Source organism: Caulobacter sp. GW821-FHT10C03 (genome assembly GCF_059415485.1).
Genome location: NZ_JBWKNI010000006.1, coordinates 293,212 through 315,504 on the forward strand (window position 1 = coordinate 293,212; position 22,293 = coordinate 315,504).

Annotated in this window: 20 protein-coding genes; 6 read left to right on the forward strand and 14 right to left on the reverse strand. The window is 70.5% G+C overall.

What is annotated here, in order from left to right; genetic code table 11:
* Positions 1-3: 3 nt before the first annotated feature.
* Positions 4-627 (reverse strand): hypothetical protein, encoded by a 624-nt coding sequence (locus tag AC07NG_RS10635; RefSeq protein ID WP_494593872.1) that lies wholly within the window; start codon positions 625-627, stop codon positions 4-6.
* Positions 628-789: 162 nt separating this feature from the next.
* Here AC07NG_RS10635 and AC07NG_RS10640 point away from each other — a divergent pair, with 162 nt between their 5' ends.
* Positions 790-2,229: an aldehyde dehydrogenase family protein gene (locus AC07NG_RS10640; RefSeq protein ID WP_494593874.1), complete on the forward strand. Its 1,440-nt coding sequence runs from the start codon at positions 790-792 to the stop codon at positions 2,227-2,229.
* A 212-nt stretch (positions 2,230-2,441) separates the two neighbouring features.
* Here AC07NG_RS10640 and AC07NG_RS10645 read toward each other — a convergent pair whose 3' ends face one another.
* The 3 genes from AC07NG_RS10645 to AC07NG_RS10655 all read right to left on the reverse strand — a co-directional run bounded on the left by AC07NG_RS10645 (position 2,442) and on the right by AC07NG_RS10655 (position 8,529).
* Positions 2,442-4,865 carry a M20/M25/M40 family metallo-hydrolase gene (locus AC07NG_RS10645; RefSeq protein WP_494593876.1) on the reverse strand — a complete coding sequence of 808 codons (2,424 nt, stop codon included), beginning with the start codon at positions 4,863-4,865 and terminating at the stop codon, positions 2,442-2,444.
* Between the two features lie 139 nt (positions 4,866-5,004).
* Complete coding sequence (locus AC07NG_RS10650; RefSeq protein WP_494593878.1) at positions 5,005-5,742, reverse strand: lysozyme inhibitor LprI family protein; 738 nt, start codon at positions 5,740-5,742, stop codon at positions 5,005-5,007.
* Positions 5,743-5,922: 180 nt separating this feature from the next.
* Positions 5,923-8,529, reverse strand: a complete 2,607-nt coding sequence (locus tag AC07NG_RS10655) for a TonB-dependent receptor (protein ID WP_492853906.1) — start codon at positions 8,527-8,529, stop codon at positions 5,923-5,925.
* Positions 8,530-8,795: 266 nt separating this feature from the next.
* On the opposite strand from AC07NG_RS10655, the gene AC07NG_RS10660 reads away from it, so the two are divergent.
* The 3 genes from AC07NG_RS10660 to AC07NG_RS10670 all read left to right on the forward strand — a co-directional run bounded on the left by AC07NG_RS10660 (position 8,796) and on the right by AC07NG_RS10670 (position 12,251).
* The gene (locus AC07NG_RS10660; protein WP_494593880.1) at positions 8,796-10,247 is read left to right on the forward strand and encodes a protein adenylyltransferase SelO; all 1,452 of its coding nucleotides are present in this window, start codon (positions 8,796-8,798) and stop codon (positions 10,245-10,247) included.
* A 158-nt stretch (positions 10,248-10,405) separates the two neighbouring features.
* On the forward strand, positions 10,406-10,531 hold the full coding sequence (locus AC07NG_RS10665; RefSeq protein ID WP_110120497.1) for a hypothetical protein: 126 nt from the start codon (positions 10,406-10,408) through the stop codon (positions 10,529-10,531).
* A 502-nt stretch (positions 10,532-11,033) separates the two neighbouring features.
* Positions 11,034-12,251 (forward strand): RtcB family protein, encoded by a 1,218-nt coding sequence (locus AC07NG_RS10670; protein ID WP_494593882.1) that lies wholly within the window; start codon positions 11,034-11,036, stop codon positions 12,249-12,251.
* Positions 12,252-12,320: 69 nt separating this feature from the next.
* Here AC07NG_RS10670 and AC07NG_RS10675 read toward each other — a convergent pair whose 3' ends face one another.
* From AC07NG_RS10675 to AC07NG_RS10685, 3 genes are all read right to left on the reverse strand, one after another.
* Positions 12,321-12,821, reverse strand: a complete 501-nt coding sequence (locus AC07NG_RS10675; protein WP_492853903.1) for a DUF1097 domain-containing protein — start codon at positions 12,819-12,821, stop codon at positions 12,321-12,323.
* A 63-nt stretch (positions 12,822-12,884) separates the two neighbouring features.
* Positions 12,885-13,787 carry an SDR family oxidoreductase gene (locus tag AC07NG_RS10680; protein WP_494593884.1) on the reverse strand — a complete coding sequence of 301 codons (903 nt, stop codon included), beginning with the start codon at positions 13,785-13,787 and terminating at the stop codon, positions 12,885-12,887.
* Between the two features lie 95 nt (positions 13,788-13,882).
* A complete protein-coding gene (locus tag AC07NG_RS10685) occupies positions 13,883-14,620 on the reverse strand; it encodes an SDR family oxidoreductase (RefSeq protein ID WP_494593886.1) in 738 nt (245 codons plus the stop codon).
* 114 nt (positions 14,621-14,734) lie between these two features.
* Between AC07NG_RS10685 and AC07NG_RS10690 the strand changes: the two genes are divergently transcribed.
* A complete protein-coding gene (locus AC07NG_RS10690; RefSeq protein ID WP_494593888.1) occupies positions 14,735-15,637 on the forward strand; it encodes a LysR family transcriptional regulator in 903 nt (300 codons plus the stop codon).
* A 12-nt stretch (positions 15,638-15,649) separates the two neighbouring features.
* On the opposite strand, the gene AC07NG_RS10695 is transcribed toward AC07NG_RS10690, so the two are convergent.
* Positions 15,650-16,606, reverse strand: coding sequence for a hypothetical protein (locus AC07NG_RS10695; RefSeq protein ID WP_494593890.1), 957 nt, complete (start codon positions 16,604-16,606; stop codon positions 15,650-15,652).
* A 126-nt stretch (positions 16,607-16,732) separates the two neighbouring features.
* On the opposite strand from AC07NG_RS10695, the gene AC07NG_RS10700 reads away from it, so the two are divergent.
* On the forward strand, positions 16,733-17,812 hold the full coding sequence (locus tag AC07NG_RS10700) for a hypothetical protein (protein WP_494593892.1): 1,080 nt from the start codon (positions 16,733-16,735) through the stop codon (positions 17,810-17,812).
* Positions 17,813-17,887: 75 nt separating this feature from the next.
* Here the strand turns inward: AC07NG_RS10700 and AC07NG_RS10705 are convergent, their stop codons facing one another.
* The 6 genes from AC07NG_RS10705 to AC07NG_RS10730 form a co-directional block, all read right to left on the reverse strand.
* Complete coding sequence (locus AC07NG_RS10705; RefSeq protein ID WP_494593894.1) at positions 17,888-18,577, reverse strand: dienelactone hydrolase family protein; 690 nt, start codon at positions 18,575-18,577, stop codon at positions 17,888-17,890.
* On the reverse strand, positions 18,574-19,257 hold the full coding sequence (locus AC07NG_RS10710) for a dienelactone hydrolase family protein (protein WP_494593896.1): 684 nt from the start codon (positions 19,255-19,257) through the stop codon (positions 18,574-18,576). Before AC07NG_RS10710 ends, AC07NG_RS10705 begins: the two co-directional genes overlap by 4 nt.
* Positions 19,258-19,374: 117 nt before the next feature.
* On the reverse strand, positions 19,375-19,953 hold the full coding sequence (locus AC07NG_RS10715; protein WP_494593898.1) for a hypothetical protein: 579 nt from the start codon (positions 19,951-19,953) through the stop codon (positions 19,375-19,377).
* Positions 19,950-20,486 (reverse strand): L,D-transpeptidase family protein, encoded by a 537-nt coding sequence (locus AC07NG_RS10720; RefSeq protein WP_494593900.1) that lies wholly within the window; start codon positions 20,484-20,486, stop codon positions 19,950-19,952. The genes AC07NG_RS10715 and AC07NG_RS10720 overlap by 4 nt, the downstream gene beginning before the upstream one ends.
* Positions 20,483-21,427, reverse strand: a complete 945-nt coding sequence (locus AC07NG_RS10725) for a hypothetical protein (protein ID WP_494593902.1) — start codon at positions 21,425-21,427, stop codon at positions 20,483-20,485. Before AC07NG_RS10725 ends, AC07NG_RS10720 begins: the two co-directional genes overlap by 4 nt.
* A complete protein-coding gene (locus AC07NG_RS10730) occupies positions 21,427-22,269 on the reverse strand; it encodes a hypothetical protein (protein WP_494593904.1) in 843 nt (280 codons plus the stop codon). The genes AC07NG_RS10725 and AC07NG_RS10730 overlap by 1 nt, the downstream gene beginning before the upstream one ends.
* Between the last annotated feature and the right edge of the window lie 24 nt (positions 22,270-22,293).

The window sequence follows — 22,293 nt, forward strand, 5'->3', positions numbered from 1 at the left end:
GAGCTAGGCCTGGAGCCGCTCCAGCCCCCGATGCCAGACGTGCCGGACGGTTTCCAGGGCGTCTATGACGTCCTTCGCCGAGCGGTTCGATTGCGTGAGCTGGCGCTGATAGATCGTCATGAAATTGTAGAGCGGCATCTGCGTGATATCGACGAACGATCGAGCGGCCGAGACGACGAGCAGCCCCTCGATATGTTCCGACAGCGGGTGCGTCCCGTCCAGCGGAGAGACCCAGGTCCGGATGTCGATGCGGGCAAACGCGCTTTGGTAGGTCGAGGCGGTCCGGTCGAGATCGACGAGGTACCTCTGGGCCGGTTGCTCGGCCGTGGGCCGGTCGGCCGCGGCGGCGGCGAGCCTGATGATCAGCCGGGCCTCTGACTTTGAGAGGGAGGCGAAGTCCGCTTCCAGGGCGCCGGGAACGTCGCCGGCCCCGTAGCCGTAGCTCTGGTGTACGATCCTGTCCAACGCCGTGACCGGCACGTTCACCTGGTCTTGCGGATCGGGCGACTGGCGGAACGCCGCGTCGTCGAGCAGATGCCGAGCGGCGGCCAACTGTTCCAGAGCCTGGACGGCGTCGCTGTCGGCGCCTTTGTTCAGCAATGTGTTGAGCGGCGTCAGCTTGGCCATGTCGGCTCCCTCGCATCGATTGGTGAGGCTCAACTTCCGAGAGGCGAATTAACAAACTCCACCGACGGCGCCCCTTTCCACCTGATCGCCGATAATTAGAATGAGCGTTTGAAAGAGCGCCGCCCCCGTCCCAGGTTAGAGCGGCCCGGCAGGAGGATCCCCATGCGCGACTACCTGAAGTTCTACATCGACGGCCAATGGGTCGAGGCGAAGTCCGACAAGACGGTGGATGTCATCAACCCCGCCACCGAGGCCGTCGCCGGCCGGGTGACCCTGGGTTCGGTGGAAGACGTGGACCTGGCCGTTCGCGCCGCCCGCAAGGCCTTCGCCACCTTCTCCCAGACCAGCCGCGAAGAGCGCATCGACCTGCTCGAGCGGATCATTTCCGAGTACCAGAAGCGCTTCGAGGACATGGCCAAGGCCATCACCGAGGAGATGGGCGCCCCCGCCTGGCTGGCCCAGCGCGCCCAGGCGGCGATGGGCATCGCCCACGTCCAGACGGCGCTGCAGGTGCTGAAGGACTACAAGTTCGAAGAGGATCGCGGCACCACGCGTCTCGTGAAGGAGCCGATCGGCGTCTGCGCCTTCATCACCCCGTGGAACTGGCCGGTGAACCAGATCGCCTGCAAGGTCGCCCCGGCCCTGGCCGTCGGCTGCACCATGGTGCTGAAGCCCTCGGAAATCGCCCCGTTCTCGGCCTGGGTGTGGACCGAGATCCTCGAGGCCGCCGGCGTGCCGGCCGGGGTGTTCAACCTGGTCAATGGCGACGGCCCCACGGTCGGCGCGGCGCTGTCGAGCCATCCTGAAGTCGACATGGTGTCGTTCACCGGCTCGACCCGCGCCGGCATCGAGGTGGCCAGGAACGCCGCCCCGACCGTCAAGCGCGTGCACCAGGAACTGGGCGGCAAAAGCCCCAACATCATCCTCGACGACGCCGACTTCCAGCGCGCCGTTGGGGGAGGCGTGGCCTCGGTGATGATGAACTCGGGCCAGTCGTGCAACGCCCCCACCCGCATGCTGGTCCCCGCCAAGCGCATGGACGAGGTGATCGCCATCGCCAAGGCCGCCGCCGAGGCCCACACGGTCGGCGACCCCAGCGGCAATTCCAAGCTGGGTCCCGTCGTCTCCGAGGTGCAGTGGACCAAGATCCAGGGCCTGATCCAGAAGGGCGTCGACGAGGGCGCGACCCTGGTGTCCGGCGGCCCCGGCAAGCCCGAGGGGCTGGAGACCGGCTACTACGTCAAGCCGACCGTCTTCGCCAACGTCACCCCCGACATGACCATCGCCAAGGAAGAGATCTTCGGCCCGGTGCTGTCGATCCTCGGCTACGACAGCGTCGACCAGGCTGTCGAGATCGGCAACGACACCGAATACGGCCTGGCCGCCTACGTCTCGGGCGGCGATCCGGAAGGCGTCCGCAAGGTTGCCGCCAAGCTCCGCGCCGGCCAGGTCAATCTCAACGGCGCCAGTCCCGACCTGATGGCCCCCTTCGGCGGCTACAAGATGAGCGGCAACGGCCGCGAATGGGGCGACCACGCGTTCGGGGAATTCCTGGAGACCAAGGCGATCCTGGGCTACGCGCCGAAGCAGGCGGCGGAGTAAGGGGATCCTTCTCCCATCCGACCAACCCTTCTCCCATAGGGAGAAGGAGGGGCCCGTCCCGACGCATGTCGGGATGGGAGGATGAGGGGTTACGAGGCCGGCCGGCGTGCCGGCAAATCGTGGGCAATGCGGTGAGGGTGTAACCCCTCACCCTCCCACCGCTGCGCGGCGGGCCCCTCCCTCTCCCTATGGGAGAGGTTTTCCGAAACGGATCACCACTTCACGCTCGCCCGGGTCAGCACCAGGGTCTTGTCCGACAGCCCCCAGGCCATCAGCCCGTCCGGCTTGGCTCCCGGCGAGGGCGTGGCGCGGGGCCAGCCTTCGCGGACTTCCAGGGCGGCGGCCTCGACGCGGCCGGAGCCGTTCAGGCGGCTGAAGCTGAGGGTCACGCCGCTGGGGTCGGGGGCGTGGTAGGTCAGGCTGGTCCATTCGCCGGCCTTGGTGGTCAGGGGCACGGGGCGGCCGTTGAGGCGGGCGCCGGCCAGCATGCCGTCGGGCCTGATCCGCACCGTGACGTATTCGGCGCCGGGACCGGGGATCACCCGCACCAGCAGCCGCTCGCCGGCCTGTTCGAGCACCAGTTGCGGCGGGTCCAGCGGCACGGGCCGGGCGTCGGCCAGCCAGGCCTTGGACTTGAAGAACGGGACCAGTTCCTGCTGCACCGGCGTGCCGCCCTGGGCGGTCAGGGCCCCGCGCGACCAGGCGTCCAGCCGTGGCAGGGTCGAGATCCGGTAGGCGCGGCCGGTCGACAGGTCCGAAAGATGCGCGGCCTCGGTCAGCTCCGGCCGCGTGGCGCTGGCCCCGGCCAGCACGGCGTAGGCCACCAGCGCCGCGCCCAGCCCGGCGACCAGGGTGGCGGGGATGGCCGCCAGCTTCAGGGCCGAGAAGTCGTGGGCCAGGGGGATCAGGGCCGGCAGGGCCAGCAGGCCGAACGCCGCCAGGATCGCCGGCAGCTCGACGCCGAGGCCGGCGAAGGTCCAGCCGCCCCAGGCGCCGACCTGGGCGACCACGGCCACGGCGGCCAGCGCCACGAAGAAGGTCAGGGCCAGGGCCACGCGCTTGTTGCGGGTGCCGCCCTTGGCCAGCACCAGCACCGCCGCCAGGGCCGCCACCAGCAGCGGCCAGGTGGTCATCACCGAGCCGCCGGGCAGCAGCACCATGGTCGCGATGGCGATGGCCAGCAGGCCGACCAGCGCCCCGATCCAGGCCCCCAGCACGCCCACCGGCTTGCCCAGCGAGGCCCAGACCAGCACGGCGGCGGCGACGCCGAGGCCCAGGCCGATCGGGTCGAGCGCCGGTCCGCCGACCAGGCAGGTGAGGCCGCCGGCGGCCAGGGCCAGGAGGCTCGGCCAGATCCGCGCCGCGCCCTTGGCCTGGCCGATCACCACGGCCAGGGCCGTGCCGACGAGCAGCGCCGCGCCGCCCAGCAGCAGCGGATTGAACCGGCCCAGGAGGGCGTAGTGTCCCTGCAAATCCACGATGCCCAGCAGCTTGCCGGCCAGGTGCAGCACCAGGCCGCCCGAGACGCCCACCAGCAGGAAGCCGCACAGGCCCTTGAGCAGTTCGACGACGCTGGTCCCTTTGATCATCAGGCCGCGCACCAGGGCGTAGAGCACCAGCGCGCCGGCCAGGGCCAGCAGGCCCCAGGCGACTTCCACCGGATAGCTGACCATCACCAGGCCGAAGAGGTCCGAATAGACCGCGTTGGGGGCCTTGGCCGGCAGGTCGGCGGCGGTCGCCAGGGCGCGCACCGTCGGCAGCACCTGGTCGCCCAGGTGTTGCAGGCTGCCCTGGTCGAGGTGGTCGGCGCGGGCCAGGGGCGTGTGATAGGCCAACTGGTCGTCGATGAAGGCGAAGTTCAGCCCCGGCAGGCCGGCCTTCACCGCGTGGGTGAAGTCGGTGTCGTTGGGCATCTTCTCATAGACCGCCGCGGCCAGGGAATTGGCGGCCGGGCGGATGGCCTCGCGGGCGAAGAGGTGCATCAGGGCGCCGTTGCCGGGGCCGGTCTGGAACATCGCCGCGCGGCCGGAATCGCCGCGCGCCTCCATGTTGATCACCAGGCCTACGCGCTCGCGCAGCGGGTCGCGGGCGAAGAAGGCGTCGGCGCCCAGCAGGGCCTGCTCCTCGCCGTCGGTGAACAGGAAGATCACGTCGCGGGCCGGCCTGGGGCCGGCCTTCAGGGCGCGGGCCACTTCGAGGGCGGCGGCCACGCCGGCCGCGTCGTCGGCCGCGCCGGGCGAGTTGGCCACCGAGTCGTAGTGGCTCATCACCAGCACGGCGGGCTTGGTGCGGTCAGCGCCCGGCAGTACGCCGATGACGTTCTGCACCGCCCCGGCCGAGAGGAAACGGCCCTGGCCGCGCGCCGGGGCGTAGCCCTCGTCGGCGCGCACGGCCAGCTCCAGCCCCAGCGACGAGATCCGGCTCATCAGGTGCTCGCGCACCCGCACGATGTCGGTCGAGCCGGTGGGGTGGGGGCGCAGGGCGATGGTCCGCACGTCGGCCATGGCCCGCGTGGCCGAGAAGGCGTCGGGCGGGGCGTTGGCGGGCAGGGGCGGCGGCGCGCGCTGGGCCAGGGCGGCCAGGGCCAGGCCCAGCAGCAGGCAGATCCAGAACCCCAGGAGTCTGATCGCTTTCATTCGCGGCTCGCCCTCGCGTCTTCCCGGCGGTTCGCCCCCGTCAGGTGAGGTTAGAGGGGCGAGGGTGGGGGTGTTCGCGCGAACGGGAAACGGGAAAAGGCGGGCGTGCGGAGCGAAAATGCGCCGGCCGCGTCTCGCGTCAGCGCGTCGTCGGCTCGACCAGCAGGGGCGGCGTGCTGTCCATGAACTGGAGCCAGCTGGCCCAGACGGTGCGGGTGCGCGACTGGGTGACCAACCGCCAGCAGTCCTCGTACATGGCCCCGCGAATGGTGCCGTCGCTGAACCGCGTATAGACGGCCGAGCACTCGGCCTTGCGGAAGGCCTCCCACGCCGTCTGCGAGGCGTCGAACTCGGTCAGGGCGGCCTTGGCCGAGGCGCCGGTGAACTCATCCCGCGCCTCTTCCGTCAGGCGCTTGCGGGCCGTGGCGAGGTAGCGGGCCAGCTCGCGGTCGGCCCGGCGGGAATATTCGGCCTGGCAGGCGTTGATCTCGGGCGTGGATCCGGCGCGCTCGCAGATCGCCGGCTTGTCCGAGGTCGCCGCCAGCAGCTTGATCTGCCGCTGATAGGCGGCCGACAGGCAGGCGACGTCGACGCAGGCGGCGCGCTGCTTCAGCCAGGTCGTCTGCCGGGTCTTCACCGAGGTCGGATCGGCCGAACGGTCGAGCGCGCCGCGATAGGCGCCCTCGAGCTGGGAGTCGAAGGCGTCGAGATCGGGGTCTTCGCAGATCAGGCGCTCGACCTGGCTGGCGGCCTTCTTGCAGTCGAAGCTGGCGGCGCTTGCGGCTCCGCACCAAAGCAGGGCCGCGCCGAGCAGGACGGCGGTCAGGCCTGGTCGGGTCCACGCGCCCAACGCATCAAGATCCCAAACGCCCGCCATCGATCTTTCCCCAAAGCCGCCATCGTTCGATGGCCCAGCCTAGCCGCGCCGCCGGCCATCTTACACCCCGGGTTGATGTCTGGGCGCGGTCTCGCCAACGAAAAAGGGCGGCCCTCGCGGACCGCCCTTCCCGTGTTTCCCCAGGCGCCGGATCCCGTGACCGGGCTCTGGCGGCTCGGATCAGAACTTCGCCCGCAGGGTCACGCCGTAGGTGCGCGGCGCGCCGAGGAAGGCGTCGTAGGTGATGGTGTCCTTGGAGGCCGAGTAGGTCGGCGAGGTCGCCGAGAGGCCCGACGAGCCTTGCAGCGGCCCGTTGAACACCACCTGATAGTACTCTTCGTCGAACAGGTTCTGGGCCCACAGTTCGGCGGTCCACTTGTCGTCCGCGTCGCCGATGCCGATGCGGGCGTTGACCACCGTGTAGGCGTCCTGGTGCTTCAGCGGGAACAGGTCCGAGCCGGTGTTGTAGTCCGACACGTACTTGGCGCCGATGTTGTACTTGGCCTTCAGGGTCGCGCCGACCGGGTGCGAGTAGCTGATCGAGGCCGAACCCGACCATTCCGGCGCGAACGACACCTGGCTGCCGGGCAGCAGCGACAGGGCGTTGTTCGGGTCGTTCGGGATCGACTGATCGCCGTACTCGGTCTTGGCGTAGGTCAGGCCGCTCTGGATGGTCAGGCCGCGCAGCGGGGTGAACCACAGGAAGTCGGCGTCGACGCCCTTGGAGGTCACTTCCGGCACCGAGCGCACCGCGAACGAGGTGCCCAGGAAGGTGTTCAGCTGGAAGTCGGTGAACTTCTGGTAGAAGCCCGTGAAGTTCAGCAGCACCGAGCGGTTGAACAGGGTGTTCTTGACGCCGATTTCATAGCTGTCGACGAATTCGGCCGGGAACGAGGTGTCGTAGATCGGCGTCACGCCGTTGCCGCCGCTCTGGGTGCCGTTCGACGACTGGGTGCGGTCGAGGTTGTAACCGCCGCCCTTGTAGCCGCGGGCCGCCGACGCATAGGCGAACACCGACGGGTTGAAGCGGTACGAGGCCTTGACCGTGCCGGTCCATTCGCGGTCGGTGCGGCTTTGCTGGGTGCCGCGGCCGTTGAACAGCGGGTTGGCCCAGGGCAGGCACATGTTGCCGACGACGGTCGAGACCAGGGTGGTGCCGGTCGAGGTGGCGAACAGGGCCGCCGGCACGCCGCGGGCGACCAGCTGCTGGGCGACGCGGGTCTGGCCGGCGGTGGTCAGCAGGGCCGCGCAGCCCGGCGCGGAGCCGGTCTGGTAGGTGTCCAGGTCCTTGCTCTCGGAGGTGTAGCGCAGGCCCAGGGTGATATCGAAGGCCTCGGTGACCTTCAGGGTGTTGTTGGTGAACAGCGCCACGGTCTTGGAGCGCTGGTTGTAGGTGTCGTGCAGGCCGGTGCCGGTCGGGAACGACGAACCGTAGCTCAGGGCCGTCACCTGCGAGGCGAACAGCGCGCTGTTGGCCTGGTTGACGGTGATCCCGGCGGTGGCCAGCGAACTGGCGATGCCCGACAGGATGATCGTCGACATGTAGGCTTCGTAGTCGGCCCCGAACTTGAAGTTGGCCTCGTTGTCGAGGCGCTCGTCGGCCAGGAAGGCGCCGACCAGCCAGTTCAGGCGCTCGGTGTTCCCCGCCAGGCGCAGTTCCTGGGTGTAGGTGGTGAACTCGGCGTAGTTGGTGCCGTCCTTGGCGCGGTAGGTGATGTCGGCGGCGGTGAAGTCGCTGTCCTGGCCGGTGTCGGTGCGCCAGTTACGGATGGCGCTGATCGAGGTCAAGGTGCCGATCGGCAGGTCGATGTCGGCCTGCAGCGAGATGCCCTTGTCTTCCACTTCCTGCGGCGAGCCGCGGTTGGAATAGGCCACGCGCTTGAACGGGTCGGCCGGATTGGCGATGCCGGTGCCGGTGCTGAGGGCGTTGACCACGGCGTAGGTCGGGCCGGTGCGGATCTGCACGGCGCCGCAGCAGTTTTCGTCGCGCTTGGTGTAGTCGGCGATGATCTTGAAGGTGGCGTTGTCGTCCGGCACGAACAGCAACTGGCCGCGCACGGTGTAGAAGTTCTGGTCGGCGTCTTCCTTCTCGGCGCTGGGGCCTTCGCCCGTCACCACCGTGTTGAAGCCGTCGCGCTTGCGGGCGGCGGCGTACAGGCGGCCGGCCCACTTGTCGCTGCCGAACAGCGGCCCGGTGACCGAGGCGGCCAGGCCCTTGGCGTCGTAGTTGCCGACCGTGGCCTCGACATTGGCCCCGAAGCCGAACTCCGGCTCCTTGGTGATGATGTTGATGACGCCGGCCGAGGTGTTCTTGCCGAACAGGGTGCCTTGCGGGCCCTTCAGCACCTCGATGCGCTCCATCTCGCCCAGGTCGCCGAACGACACGCCGTTGCGCGGGCGGTAGACGCCGTCGATCACCACGCCGACCGAGCTTTCCAGGCCGGGGTTGTCGCCGACCGTGCCGACGCCGCGGATGCGGGCGGTGGTCGAGGCTTCCGACGTGGTCGAGGTCACGGTCAGGCCCGGGGTCAGGATCGTCAGGTCCTTGATGTCCTTGACGCCGGTGTCCTGCAGCAGCTTGGCGCCGACCGCGGTGACCACCACCGGGGTGTCCTGCAGGTTCTGCTCGCGCTTCTGGGCGGTGACGATGATGCTGTCGACGGTGAGGGTTTCGGGCTCCTGGGCGGCCGCCGCGGCCGTGTCCTGAGCATGGGCGACGCCGATCGCGGCGACGCCCGCGAGCACGACGGCGGACGCCGTGCCGCGAAGCACCTGGGTAAAGCGCATTTCCTACCTCGGTTCGTTATGACGAGAGCGCTTGCACCGCCCCCGCCGGCTTTTTGATTGGCCTACACCCGAACGATTGTTCGAATGGACAGCCAATGGTTATGGGCGGTCCGGATGCTCGGCAAGCGAAATCCTTGCTGGAACACGGATCGAGAGTTGCTGTTGCGAAACTGCGACAGCGTTATGTGAACATCCGCGCTTTCTTAAAACCGCGCGGCGGGGGCGGGCTTCTTGCGCGCGGGCGGCGCCGGGCGCATCTGGCGCACATGCCGGTCTCCGAACGCTATCGCCCCGATCCCCGATTCGCCGACCTCGTCGCGCAGGCGGGCGAGTTCGCAGACCCCGTCGCCCCGGCCGACTTTCCGCAGACGATCCTGCGCTTCCGCAACGATCGTGCGGCCGCCACGGTGGGGCTCGCGGGCCTGACCGACGCCGAGTGGATCGCCCATTTCGCGCGCTTCCAGGCCTTGCCGGACAATCAGTCCCGGCCCCTGGCCATGCGCTATCACGGCCACCAGTTCCGCTCTTACAACCCCGAGCTCGGCGACGGTCGCGGCTTCCTGTTCGCGCAACTTCGAGAGGCCGGTTCGGACCGCCTGCTCGACCTGGCCACCAAGGGCTCGGGCCAGACCCCCTGGTCGCGCCACGGCGACGGCCGGCTGACCCTGAAGGGCGGGATGCGCGAGATCCTGGCCGCCGGCCTGCTGGAGGCCCTGGGCGTTCCCACCTCGCGGGCCTTCTCGCTGGTCGAGACCGGCGAGGCCCTGACCCGCGGCGACGAGCCCAGCCCCACCCGCTCGGCGGTGCTGACGAGACTTTCCCATAGCCATGTACGCTTCGGGACCTTCCAGCGCCTGGCCTATTTCGAGCGCGCCGACCTGATCACGGCCATGGTCGACCACGTGGTCGAGACCTATTTCCCGCATCTGATCGACGCCCCCGACCGGCCGACGGCGATGTTCCAGGAGGTGGTGGCCCGCACCGCCCGCCTGGTCGCCCGCTGGATGGCCGCCGGCTTCGTGCACGGGGTGCTCAACACCGACAACATGGTCGTCACCGGCGAGAGCTTCGACTACGGCCCCTGGCGCTTCCTGCCGGGCAACGATCCCAACTTCACGGCCGCCTATTTCGACCATTCGGGCCTCTACAGCTTCGGCCGCCAGCCGGAGGCCGGGTTCTGGAACCTGCAGCAGCTGGCCGCCTGCCTGGCGCTGGTCTGCCCCGACCAGTCGGGCCTGATCGCCGCCCTCAACGGCTTCTCGGCCGCCTATCGCGACGCCCTGCGCGAGGCCGTGATCGCCCGCCTGGCCGTGAAGAGCCGGGGCGAGGAGGCCGACGTCGAGCTGGTCAACGCCGCCTTCAAGGCCCTGGCCGAAGGAACCAAGCTTTCCGGCGGCGAGGCCCTGCGCTGGGAGCCGTTCTTCTTCGACTGGTTCGGCGGCGAGGCCTCGGAAAGCCGCGCCCTGGAGGGGCCGCGCGGCGGGCTCTACCAGGACCCGGTCTTCGCCGACTTCCGCGCCCGCCTCTCCGGCTTTGAGCCGGATCGTCCGGAGCGCCTGGAAAACCCCGTGTTCGGACGAACCGAGCCCGAGGAACTGCTGATCGACGAGGTCGAGGCCCTGTGGGCCCCGATCGCCGACGCCGACGACTGGGCGCCGTTGAACGACAAACTCGCGCGGATCGAGACCACGAGGCTGGCCTACAACCTCGACCAGTGACATAAGTTTGAGGCAATTATGCCGCATGCTGAGTTTTCCGGCGGGCTGGCCGGAACAAACGTCACGCTAGCGGTTTAAGCGACCTGGACGGCGGTCTATCAACCCCGCGGCCGACCCCTCCCGGGGGACAAGGCGGGCTCTGAGGTGGAGAAAAACGCATGCGCATCTTCCAACCGATCCTGCTGGTCTGCGCCGTGGCCCTGTCGTTCATCGGCGCCCTCGGCATCCCCGGCTGCGCCCGCGCCATCGGCGAAGCGCTCTCGGACGGACCGGAACTGGCCTAAACGTCCTTCTCCCCTTGCGGGAGAAGGTGTCATCCGCAGGATGACGGATGAGGGGTCTCTCAGTCGAGAGACGCCTCGCCCAGCCTGTCCGCCGTCGCGGCGGCGAGTTCTGAGAAACCCCTCACCCGACCTGCTTCGCAGGCCACCCTCTCCCGCAAGGGGAGAGGGGGCGCCAAATTTACCACACCGCCCGCAACTTCCGCGCGCGCCGCTAGCGCGGCCCCTGGCGCGGGTTCGCGTAACCCTGTAATCGCCCGCCTCCCGATGAGGACCCGCAAGACCATGGCGCGCAAAGCCCCAGTCACGACCGTCAGCTACCAACTGGACCGCCAGGTCGAGGGTAATGGCGCGCGCGTGTCGGAGGGGAAGACGGCCTAGGTCCAAGCGGACTTCGGGAAGTACGGAAAAACCCCTCCTGGCCTTGGCCGGAGGGGTTTTTCGTTTTGCGCGGAAATTCCTCCGACCATGACGCCGGGAGGGGCGGATTGGAAAGGAGAAGCCCATGAGCGGCTTCACGCACATCGAAAGCGAAGGCGCGCCGATCAAGGCGTGGACCCAAGGCGTGCCGATCGAGGAGTCGGCGCTCAAGCAGCTGCGCAACGTCGCCAGCCTGCCGTTCATCCACAAGCACGTGGCGGTGATGCCCGACGTGCACTGGGGGATGGGCGCCACCGTCGGCTCGGTGATCCCGACCTACAAGGCGATCATCCCGGCCGCCGTGGGCGTCGACATCGGCTGCGGCATGATGGCGGTGCGCACCTCGATCCGCGCCGAGCACCTGCCCGACAACCTGTTCGGCGTGCGCTCGGCCATCGAGGCCGCGGTGCCGCACGGCCGCACCGACAACGGCGGGCGCAACGACAAGGGCGCCTGGCAGGTCGAGCCCCCGGCGGTCGCCGCCGAGAAGTGGGCCGGGCTGAAGGAGGGCTACGACGACATCGTCGCCCGCAACCCCAAGGCCGGCCACCCGCGCGGGTTCGGGCACCTCGGCACGCTGGGCACGGGCAACCATTTCGTCGAGCTGTGCCTCGACGAGGCCGGCGACGTCTGGGTGATGCTGCACTCGGGCTCGCGCGGCGTGGGCAACCGCTTCGGCACGTTCTTCATTGAGCGGGCCAAGCACGAGATGCGCCGCTGGTTCGTCAACCTGCCCGACGAGGACCTGGCCTACTTCGCCGAGGGCTCCGACGGCTTCGTCGACTACGTGCGGGCCGTGGCCTGGGCCCAGAAGTACGCCCGGGCCAACCGCGAGGTGATGATGCACGAGGTGCTGGGGGTGCTGCGCCAGCACTTCCCGGATCTGGTGGTGACGGAGGAAGCGGTGAACTGCCACCACAACTACGTCAGCAAGGAGAAGCACTTCGGCAAGGAGGTCTACCTCACCCGCAAGGGCGCGGTGTCGGCCAAGGCCGGAGAGCTCGGCATCATCCCCGGCTCGATGGGCGCCAAGTCGTTCATCGTGCGCGGCAAGGGCAACCCGGACTCGTTCTGCACCTGCTCCCACGGGGCGGGGCGGGCGATGAGCCGCAACGAAGCCAAGCGCCGGTTCACCGTGGCCGACCACATGGCCGCCACCGCCGGCGTCGAGTGCCGCAAGGACGAAGGCGTGATCGACGAAACCCCGATGGCCTACAAGGACATCGACGCCGTCATGGCCGCTCAGAGCGACCTGGTGGAAATCGTCCACACCCTGCGCCAGGTGGTGTGCGTGAAGGGCTAGCAGGACGCCGTCCGGTCGCGAGACCGGGCGGCGTTTTGCTGTGGGTCGGGGCGAGGGCGGGAAGGCGCGTCAGTGGCCGATCGACCAGCGGCCTTGCAGCCGCTGCGACAGCCAGCCGCCGCCGAGGCCGATGGCCATGCCGGCCGCCAGTTCGGCGACCGAGGCCAGGGCCGGTTCCAGGTGCGCGGCGAAGAAGGCGATCAGGCCCAGGAACCAGGCGGGGATGTTGTCGAGCAGGCGGACGGCCCGCATCGACACCACGGCCAGGGCGACGACGAAGACCACGACTCCGAGAGACACCGCGCCCAGGCTCGGACCCAGAATCCGCAAGGCCAGCACGGCGACGGCGCCGAGCGCCAGGCCGCAGGCCAGGCACAGCCAAGTCGCCAGGCCCTGCCGGGCCGAGAGCGGACGGGTGAACCAGGCCACCCATCCGATGAACATCACCCAGGGCGCAAGCCCAAGCGTCAGGCTGGTGGTGGCGGCGGCCGCCGCGGTGAGCGCCGCCACGCTCCCGAAGGCGAGGAAGGCCAGCGGGCGGCGGCCAGAGACGGACTGAAGATCGGTCATGGGAAACTCCGGAAGAAAGGCCGCCGACGCGAGGGGCGCGTCGGCGGCGTCGACTGTCGGGCGTCAGGCGCGTTCGGCGGGGCTCAGCAGGTTTTCGAGACCGATGTTGCGGTACATCTCGCGACGCATGCGATCGGCGACGGCGTTGACCACCTCGGCGCCGTCCTGGGACGGATCGACGTGCACCCGGAACGGCCGCCGGCCGAAGGGCGTGTCGACCACCCGCACGATCTGGCGCGCCACCTCGGCCGGATCGGCGTCTGCGGGTTCCAGCCCGGCCAGGCCCTTCAGCGCCTTGTCGGCGATCCCGGCATAGGGGCCGGCCTCGTACTCGGCGACGCGGGCCGTGTCGGAGGGCGAGCCGGAGTGGGCGAAGTGGTTGGTGCCCTTGGTGAAGGCGCCCGGCACCATGATCGTGGTCTCGACGCCCCAGAGGGCCAGTTCGGTGGAGTAGGAGACGGCCAGGGCGTCCATCGCCGCCTTGGCCGCGAAATAGGGCGCCAGGAACGGCGGGGTCCCGCCGCGCGTCGAGGACGAGCCGACCCAGACCAGCAGGCCCTGTCCCCGGCCGCGCAGGTGCGGCAGGGCGGCGCGGTTGACCCGTTGGGCGCCCAGGACGTTGACGTCGTACTGCTGGATGTATTGGTCGGGGGTGAAGGCCTCGGCCGGGCCGAACATCATGTGGCCGGCGTTGTGGACGATGGTGTCGAGACGGCCGGCGTCCTCGAGAATGAAGGCGATCCCGGCTTCGGCGGACGCATCGGACTGGACGTCCAGCTCGGCGGTGCGCAGATCGACGCCCTGGGCCTTGGCCCAGGCGGCGGTCTCGGACACGCGGGGGGCGTTGCGCTCCTGGGTTTCGCGCATCGAGGCGTAGACGGTGTGGCCGGCCTGGGCCAGGGCCTTGGCGGTCATGAGGCCGAAGCCCGAGGAGGCACCGGTGACGAGAATGACTTGCTTGGACATGACGAGATCTTTCCGAGGGGCTGTCCCGCCGTCGCTTCTGGCGATGTGGCTTGGGGACGAGGTTGTGGGTCGGGGCGTGGTGGCGCGTGCGGGGGTCAGGCGATCCCGCCGTTGGCGCGCAGGGTCTGGCCGTTGATCCAGGCGCCGTCCGGGCCGGCCAGGAAGGCGACGGCGGCGGCGATGTCCTCGGGCTGGCCCAGCCGTTCCAGCGGGGCCATCTTCGACAGGCGGTCGACCACCTCCTGCGGCTTGCCGTCGAGGAACAGCTTGGTGGCGGTCGGGCCGGGGGCGATGGCGTTGACGGTGATGTTGCGGCCGCGCAGTTCCTTGGTCAGGACGCCGGTCATGGCCTCGACCGCCGCCTTGGTCGCCGCATAGACGCCGTATGTCGGCTGCAGCATCGTGGTGACGCTGGACGAAATGTTGATGATCCGGCCGCCGTCGCGCAGGCGGCGCGAGGCTTCGCGCAGGGTGTTGAAGCTGCCCTTCAGGTTCACCGCCACCTGGCGGTCGAACAGGGCGTCGTCGCTGTCGGCGATCGTGGCCAGCTGCATGATCCCGGCGTTGTTGACCAGCACGTCCACGCCGCCGAAGGCCGCCTGGGTGGTGTCGAACAGCCGGGCCACGGCGGCGGCGTCGGCGATGTCGGCCTGGGCGGCGACGGCGCGCCCGCCGGCCGCCTCGATCCGGGCCACCAGGGCCTCGGCCGGGTCGGCCCGGCCGGCGTAGTTGACGACGACGAAGCCGTCGCTGGCCAGCCGCTCGGCGACCGCGGCGCCGATGCCGCCCGAAGCGCCGGTGACGATGGCGACCTTGTTGGCGAGGTGGGTCATGGGTCTGTCTCCTTGAGGGCCACCGGTCGTCGGCGGCTGATGAGGAGACAGTGCCTGTTTGCTTTGGCGCGATAATCAGGCACAAACCGGCATCACTATTCGAAGGTGCGAACAATGGATCGGTTCGAGGCGATGCGGGCCTTCACCCGGATCGTGGAGCGGCGCAGCTTCACCCGGGCGGCCGAGGACCTGGGCCTGCCCCGCTCGTCGGTCACCGACGCGGTCAAGGGGCTGGAGGCCCGGCTGGGCGTGCGGCTGCTTCAGCGTACGACCCGCCATGTCAGCCCCACGCTGGACGGCGAGGCCTATTACCGCCGCTGCGTCGACCTCATCTCCGACCTGGAAGACGCCGAGGCCGGCTTCACCGGCGCCAAGCCCTCAGGACTGGTGCGGATCGACGTCCACGGCACCCAGGCGCGGCACTTCCTGCTGCCGGGCCTGCCCGGTTTCCTGGAGGCCTATCCCGACATCCGCCTGCACATCGGCGAGGCGCACCAGGCGATGGACATGGTGCGCGAGGGCTTCGACTGCATGCTGCGGGCTGGCGAGCTGACCGTCGACAGTTCACTGATCCGCCGGCGGCTGGCGACCCTGCCGCGCGGCACCTTCGCCAGCCCCGACTATCTGCGCCGCTTCGGCCTGCCGCGAACGCCGGACGAGCTGGAGAGCGGCGGCCACCGGATGGTCGGCTATTACGCCCCCGACGCGCCGGAGATCGCGCCTTTCGACTTCACCGTCGGCGGCCAGTCGCGCCGCATGGTGCTGCCGGCCGCCATCACCGTGACCGGGCCGGAGACCAACGTCGCTTCGGCCTGTCTGGGGCTGGGCCTGATCCAGGTGCCCAAGTACCGGGTCGCGGCCGACCTCGCCGCCGGCGTGCTGGTCGAGGTGCTGGCCGACCATCCGCCCGCGCCCCTGCCCGTGCACGTGCTCTATTCGCACACAAGACAGCTCTCGCCGCGCCTTCGCGTGGTCATCGAGTGGATGGCCGAGCAATTTCGGGAACGCGCGGCCTAGCCGGGTTCTCGCTCACCCCTCCCAATCCGCCAGCACCCCCGCCCGCGCCAGGCTCCCGAACAGCCGCTGCACGTTCCCCGCGTTCGTCCGCGCCATCTCGACCACCCGCGCCGCCATCGCCGCCGGCAGGGCCGCGACCACGCCGTCGGCTTCGCGGCGGCAGAAGCCCAGCGTCTCCAGTTCAGCCACCCGGCGGCGGACGGTTTCTCTCGGCAGGTTGAGGGTGGCGGCGAGGGCGGCGACGCGGGTGGGGCGGCCCAGGCGGGCCAGGCCGCCGGCCGGGTCGAGGTCGGCCGTGATGGGGCCCGTCTCCTTCCCATTGGCGGCGGGGCGCGTGGCGATCAGCGCCAGCTCCATCAGCACGCGGCTGCTGACGACGTCGCCGGTCAGGGCGATCAGGTCGGCGCAGGCGCGCAGGGTGTATTCGGAGAGGGCCCAGTTGGCGGCGCGCACCGGCGGTTCGCCCCCCGGCGCGGCGGAGGCGGGCTCGAAGGCGGGCAGGGCGCCCAGGGCCTTCAGCGTCTCGTAGAACCGCCGGGCGCGGTCGTAGCGGGCCCGCTGGTCGGCGACATAGGACGGCGAGGTGGTCAGGCTGTGGGGCGCGACCATGCCCTGGGGGCCGATCACGCACAGGCCGGCCTTGGCCAGCCGGCGGGCGCGCCGGCGGACGGTCTCGAACGGCAGGTTCAGCGACTGGGCCACGGCGTTGACGCTGACCGGCCGGCGCAGGTCGTCCGGGGCCGAGACGCTGGGGCCGCCATAGGCCTGGCGCAGGTCGGGCGCGCGCTTGACCGGGGCCATGTTGGCGTCCAGCGCGGCGGTCAGGATCAGGGCGTCGAGCAGCTCGTGGTCGCCGCGGGTGATCTCGACCGTGTCGCGCACATGGTCGAGGCTGGCGCGGGCGACCGCCCAGAAGCGGTGGTCGTCGAGGCGAAGGGCGGTGGTCGTCGCCGGGGGGGAAGCGAACATCAGGCGCGATAGGGGGCGGGGTGCGAACGGGGGTATCGGAGTAATACCCATTTTGGGTCGCGCCTGCTTACAGATTTTACGGGTATTGCTAAACCCGCCCTTCGGGGTTGATCGGGGAGGCGCGCCATGGCCCAGGAAATCCTGTTTCCGAACGAGCCGTTCTTCATCGTCTCCAGTCTCGACCACGCCGGCCTGGCGCTGTCGCTGGACAAGGCGGGCAAGCTGGTTCTGGCGCCGCTGCTGGGTTCGCCCGGCCAGCGCTGGGTCGCCGAGCGCGATCGGCGCGGCGGCGCCCTGCTACGCCACGTCGCCAGCGGCCTGGCCCTGACCTGCAAGGTCCGGCGCGTCGGGTCGAGCGGCTCGGACGTGGCCATCGACGGTCCCGAGGCGCTGGTCTTCGCCGCGCCGCCCGGCCAGCCGGACCTCGCCCAGCGCTGGCGGGCCGAGACCCTGGGCTTCTGGACCTGCCTCAACAGCCAGATGGACTGGGAATACAAGCTCAATGTCTTCGGCGGCGACAAGACGGGCCGGATCGGCGTGCGTCGCTGGGAGAACGGCGCGCCCCAGGAGTGCTGGCTGCTGCCGACCGAGGCCGGCGTGATCGCGCTGCAGTACGTCCGCTACGATCTCGACCGGGCCGTGGCCGAGCACCTGCCGCCGACCCCGGCGGACCCGGCCCTGATCGTCGACAATCGCGCCGGCGGGGAACCGCTGGAGAAGCGCATCGTCCTTGCCCGCACCTGCGTCTCCGAGCGCGGCTGCAGGCTGGACCCGGCCGATCGCGCGCGCCTGGCCGGCGCGACGATCCATGAAGACGAGGTCTCGCTCGGCGTGGTGGTCACCGACCAGGGGGACTGCGTCGAGCGCGAGATGGCGCCGACCCCGCTGGACGATCCGGATCCGCATCGGACGGTGTCGGAGGAGCGGGTCGAGGTCGCGGTGCATGTGCCGCCCGGCCGGGTCTACAGCTACCAGGCGCTGGTTCGCCACGCGAAGGTGCAGGCGCCGTTCACGGCTCGCCTGTTGTTCCACGGGCAGGGGGTGGGCGTGGAGTCGCGCGCATTCGACGTGGCGGGCGTCTTCACCGGCGTCAATCCGGTGGAGACCAGGATCCAGGTCCGCGACCTCACCCCCAAGGACGGAGACACGCGAGCGGCGAGGCAGGGCGAGGAGTCGCCGGTGATCGCGGAGCTGACGCCGGCCTGACCGGCGCGGTTCGCAACGAGCTCGTCGACGCGCGTGGGGGCGCGCGTCCGGGAGAGGGGGAGGCCTGGCCCGCCGTCAGGCTTCCCCCTTGCTCCCGCCCGAGCGCTGGAAGAGCTGCAGGGTGCGCAGCATCGACAGCCGGGCGCTGTCGGCGTGGTGGCCGCTGGGGGCCACGAAGGCGTGGCCGGCCTCGTACTGGAAGATCGGCAGGTCGGGATGGGCCCCGGCGATGGCCTCGACGTCGGCCAGGGGGATCATCTCGTCGGTCTTGCCGAAGTGCAGGATGGTCGGGACCTTCGGCGTCTCGTCGCGATACCTGACGATGTCGCCGCCGTAGAAGGCCGAGACCGCCGTGACCCCGCTCGCCCGCGTCGCGGCCAGCCAGGCGGTGGTGCCGCCGAAGCAGAAACCGACCACGAACACCGGCCCGCCCTCCAGGGCGTCGATCGCCGTCTGCACGCGCGGCAGGCAGGCCGCGCCCCAGGCGGCCTGTTCGCCGAGGGCCATGCGGTCGTCGAGGATGGCCGGCTCGGTGTTGAGTTCCGGCCAGGCCGCGTCGGCGGAGTCCAGCAGGTCGGGGGCGATCACCTCGTAGCCGTGCTCGGCCAGGCTTTCGCTGAACTCGCGGATGTGCGGGGTGATCCCCCAGATGGCGTGCAGCACCACCACGCCCCCGCGCCGCGCCTCGCCCGGCGGCACGCGCCAGGCGCTGAACGGGCCGCCCTCGCGGTCGGCCAGGGCGATGCGGGTTCCGGCGGTGGTCACGCGCCGGCTCCATTCGCCTCGAACAGGGCGAGCGTCCGCTCGCGGGCCAGTTCGGCGTCGGAAAGGTCGCTGTCGGGGCGGCCGTCGTTGTTGAAGCCGTGGCCGCTGTTCTCATAGACGTAGACCGGCAGGTCGGGATGCGATGTCCACACGGCCGCCTTGACGGCCTCGGCGTCGATGTGGCCGTCCTTGGCGCCCAGGTGGACGATCACCGGGCAGTTCAGCGGCAGGGCCGCGTTGGCCCCCACCTGGCTGCCGTAATAGCTGGAGCCGGCGGCCAGGTCCGTCAGCTTCGAGGCCGCCACCCACACCAGCGAGCCGCCCATGCAGTAGCCGACGGCGAACACCGGGCCCTTGTCCTTCAGGGCGTCGATGCTGGCCTGGATGTCCGACAGCATGGCCGGGAAGCCCACCTGGCCGACGGCGGCGATGCCGTTCTGGAAGCCCTCCGGGTCGTGCTCGGCGACGTAGCCCGGCGTGACGCGGTCGAACAGCGACGGCGCGATCGCCTCATAGCCGCGGGCGGCCCAGCGTTCGACGTCGGCCTGGACGTACTGGTCGAGGCCGAAGATTTCCTGGATCACCACGACCCCGCCCTTGCGCGGCCCTTGCGGCGCGGCGTGCAGGGCGGAGAACGCGAAGCCGTCGACGGCGGAGGTCAGGGTGATGGTGTCGGACATGCGCGGCTCCCGGCTCGGTTTGGCGCGCATCCAGACCCGCGCCGCCCTTCCGGTCAAGGCGCTCAGTCGTCGAAGTCGATCAGCGGCGCCTGCGGGGCGGCGCCTCGAGCGTCTTGCTCATCGGGTCCGCTCGGAGGCTTGAGGGAAGAGGTGCGGCGCGCGCCGGTGGATCTCCGCCTTCAGGTCGCGGGTCGCGATGTCGAGATTGTCGAGATCGATGTCGACGGGCGCCGATACGGGCCACTCGGGAGCGTTCCGTTCCTCCACGGCCGGCGCCCCCAGGATCAGGCGCAGGGCCTCGCCGTCCTCGCCGTACGACTGGACCGAGGCCGAGGCGATCCGCGTCCAGGGCAGGAAGTAGAGCGGCCCGTCGTGGCCCTCGCGCCAGCTGATCCCGTCGAAGGCGACGATCAGACGGGGGGTCTTGTCGCGCAGGGCGAAGGGCAGCCGTCCGATCACAACGGCGGCGATCGCCACGGGCAGCAGCGAAAGCCAGGCCGTCGGCGAGATCGGCCACGCCCAGACCTGCGAGAGCCAGTCCCGCCAGGACCAGATCGCATGGGCGTCGAGCGCCTGCGACCAGGCCGCCACGCCGGCGAAGGCGACCAGGATCAGCGCGAGCGCGGCGTGCATGGCCACCATGCGCCGCAGATCGGGGCGGACCACGACGGAGGAGGTGTCGATCGCTTGGCTCATGGCGTGATCCTCACCGTCGCGCCGTCGCGCACCAGGGTCCAGACCTCTTCTATCTCGGGATCGGTGAGCGCTATGCAGCCGTCGGTCCAGTCGCGGCCCGCATAGAGCGCCGCCAGGGCGCCGCGGCCGTTGGGCAGGCCGTGAATCATGATGTCGCCGCCGGGCGAGACCCCCGCCGCCCGGGCCGCGGCGACCTGGGCCGGGGTCGGATAGCCGATGCGCAGGGCCAGGTGATAGCGGCTGCTGGGGTTGCGGCCGGTGATGCGGTAGTCGCCCTCGGGCGTGCGCCGGTCGCCTTCGCGGGTCTTGGGCGCCAGGCCGCCGGCCCCCAGCGAGACCGTGTAGGCGCGCACCAGCCGCTGGCCGGCATAGAGGCTCATGCGGTGGGCGGCCTTCTCGATGACGATCCGGTCGACGGAGCCTTTGCCGACCGGGGCGGGCGCCTGGGCCGTGGCCGCGCCGCAAGCGCTCAGCGCGGAGGCGGTCAGCAGCAAGGTCGCGGCGACGGACAGTTCCAGGACGCTGCGGGTCATGGGCGGTCCGGCGGGAACTGCATGGCGCGCGACAGCTGGACCGCCAGCTCCCGGGTGATCGTCGGCCGCAGCAGGGTCTCGCCGACCGGCAGGGCCGACAGCAGGCGGATGTCGGCCCTGCCGTCGATCGTGACGTTCGAGATGTCCACGACATAGCCGGCAGGCGTCACCAGCCGCCCGACGCCGGCCGGATCGAGGTGCACGACCAGCGAGAAGGCCTCCTTCAGCGACTCCGGCGCGGCGCCGATCAGGATGTGGAACTCGGCCCGGCCATCGCACAGGAAGCTGCCGGACTTCAGCCGGCCCGAGATCGGGCCGACATAGCGCAGCGCCATCCATTCGGGCGCGGCGGCCGGCGGCGCCGTGGCCTGGGGCGAGGTCTGGGTGGCGGCGTAGGCGACCGGCTCGCGCAGCGGGCGGATCGGCCCCAGGCCGCCGATCTGGAAGCCGCTGTCGTTGAGCATCGGCTTGCCGCGGTCGGCGACGCCCTCGAAACGGCCGTCGTCGTCCTGGTCGAGGAAGCAGACGGCCCACTGCGGGCGGGGCGAGCGGCAGTAGGTCTTGCCCCAGGCGGTGACGGCGGGCCAAAGCGCCTGGCCGGGCGCGCCCAGGGCGGTCTTGCCGTCGGGCGCCGCCGCCAGGACGACGCCGGGGCCGGGACGCACCCGTTGCAGGGCCAGGACGGTCCCCGGCGACAGACGCCGCGTCGCCGCGTCGGGCTTCACCGCGGTCTCGACCACCAGGCGCGACTGGGCGACGATCCGGCCGATCCTGGTTTCGAAGAACGTCCGGTGATCGTCGGGCAGGGTCTCCCACGAGCGCAGCGGCGTGGTCGGGTCGGCGATGGGAGCGGGCGGGGGCGGGATGGCGGGCTGGGCCGACACGGCCCCGGCGGCGATCAGGGCGGCCAGAGCGGCGCCGGCGAAGATCAGGCGTCGCATCACGGCTTCCTCGGACGTTGCGCACCGGTGGCGTCGGGCTCGAACCGCGCCTCGTCGAGGTGCGGGTTCATCGGCTCCAGCACCTCGTAGCGCAGCGCGCCGTCGGCGGCGTAGCCCAGCAGCCGGATGCGCGCGCCGCGAGGGCGCACCTGCGCCGACTTGTCCGGCGCGGCCGTCAGCGCCCGGGAGGTCGACATCGGTTGCAGGCCCTTGCGGGTTTCGAAGGCCAGGCCGATGTCGACCACGGGCGGGGTCTTGAGCTTCGGGTCGGGCTTGCGTCCGTCGGCGGCCGCCGGGCTCCAGATCACCGCGAAGTTCATCGCGGGGCCTTCGGCGTAGGGCAGGCGGTTATAGGCGGCGGGCTTGGTCAGCTTGCGCATGGCGCCGTAGTCGACGACGAAGAACGGAACGTCGAGGCCCAGCTTGGTCGACGGCATGATCTCGTCGAAGCGGCCGTCGTCGTCGCGGTCGTAGAGGCACAGGAAGTAGGGCTCGCGCCACCAGTCGGGCCGGTCCTTGACGGCGCAGTAGGCGATCGAGAGGCCGTAGCGCACGCCGAACATGCGGCTGCCGGCCGGCGGTCCGCCCGCCGGGAAGGAGGGGACGTCCACCGTGTCGACCAGTTGGGCGGCCCAGGGCGAGACGGCGCGCTGCACGAGAAGGGGCTGGTTCTGAAGCGCGGTGCGTTCGCCGGCCGGCGCAGAGCCGGGCAGCACCGCATAGCGGAACGAGCTGTAGTCCACCGGCTCGGGCTCGGCCAGGGTCGCCTGCCGGGCGACCGCGAACGGAGCCGCAAGAAGGGTCGCCGCCAGGGCGACCGCCGCGGATCGAATTGAACGCACCTGAACCGAGCTCCCCCACGCAAC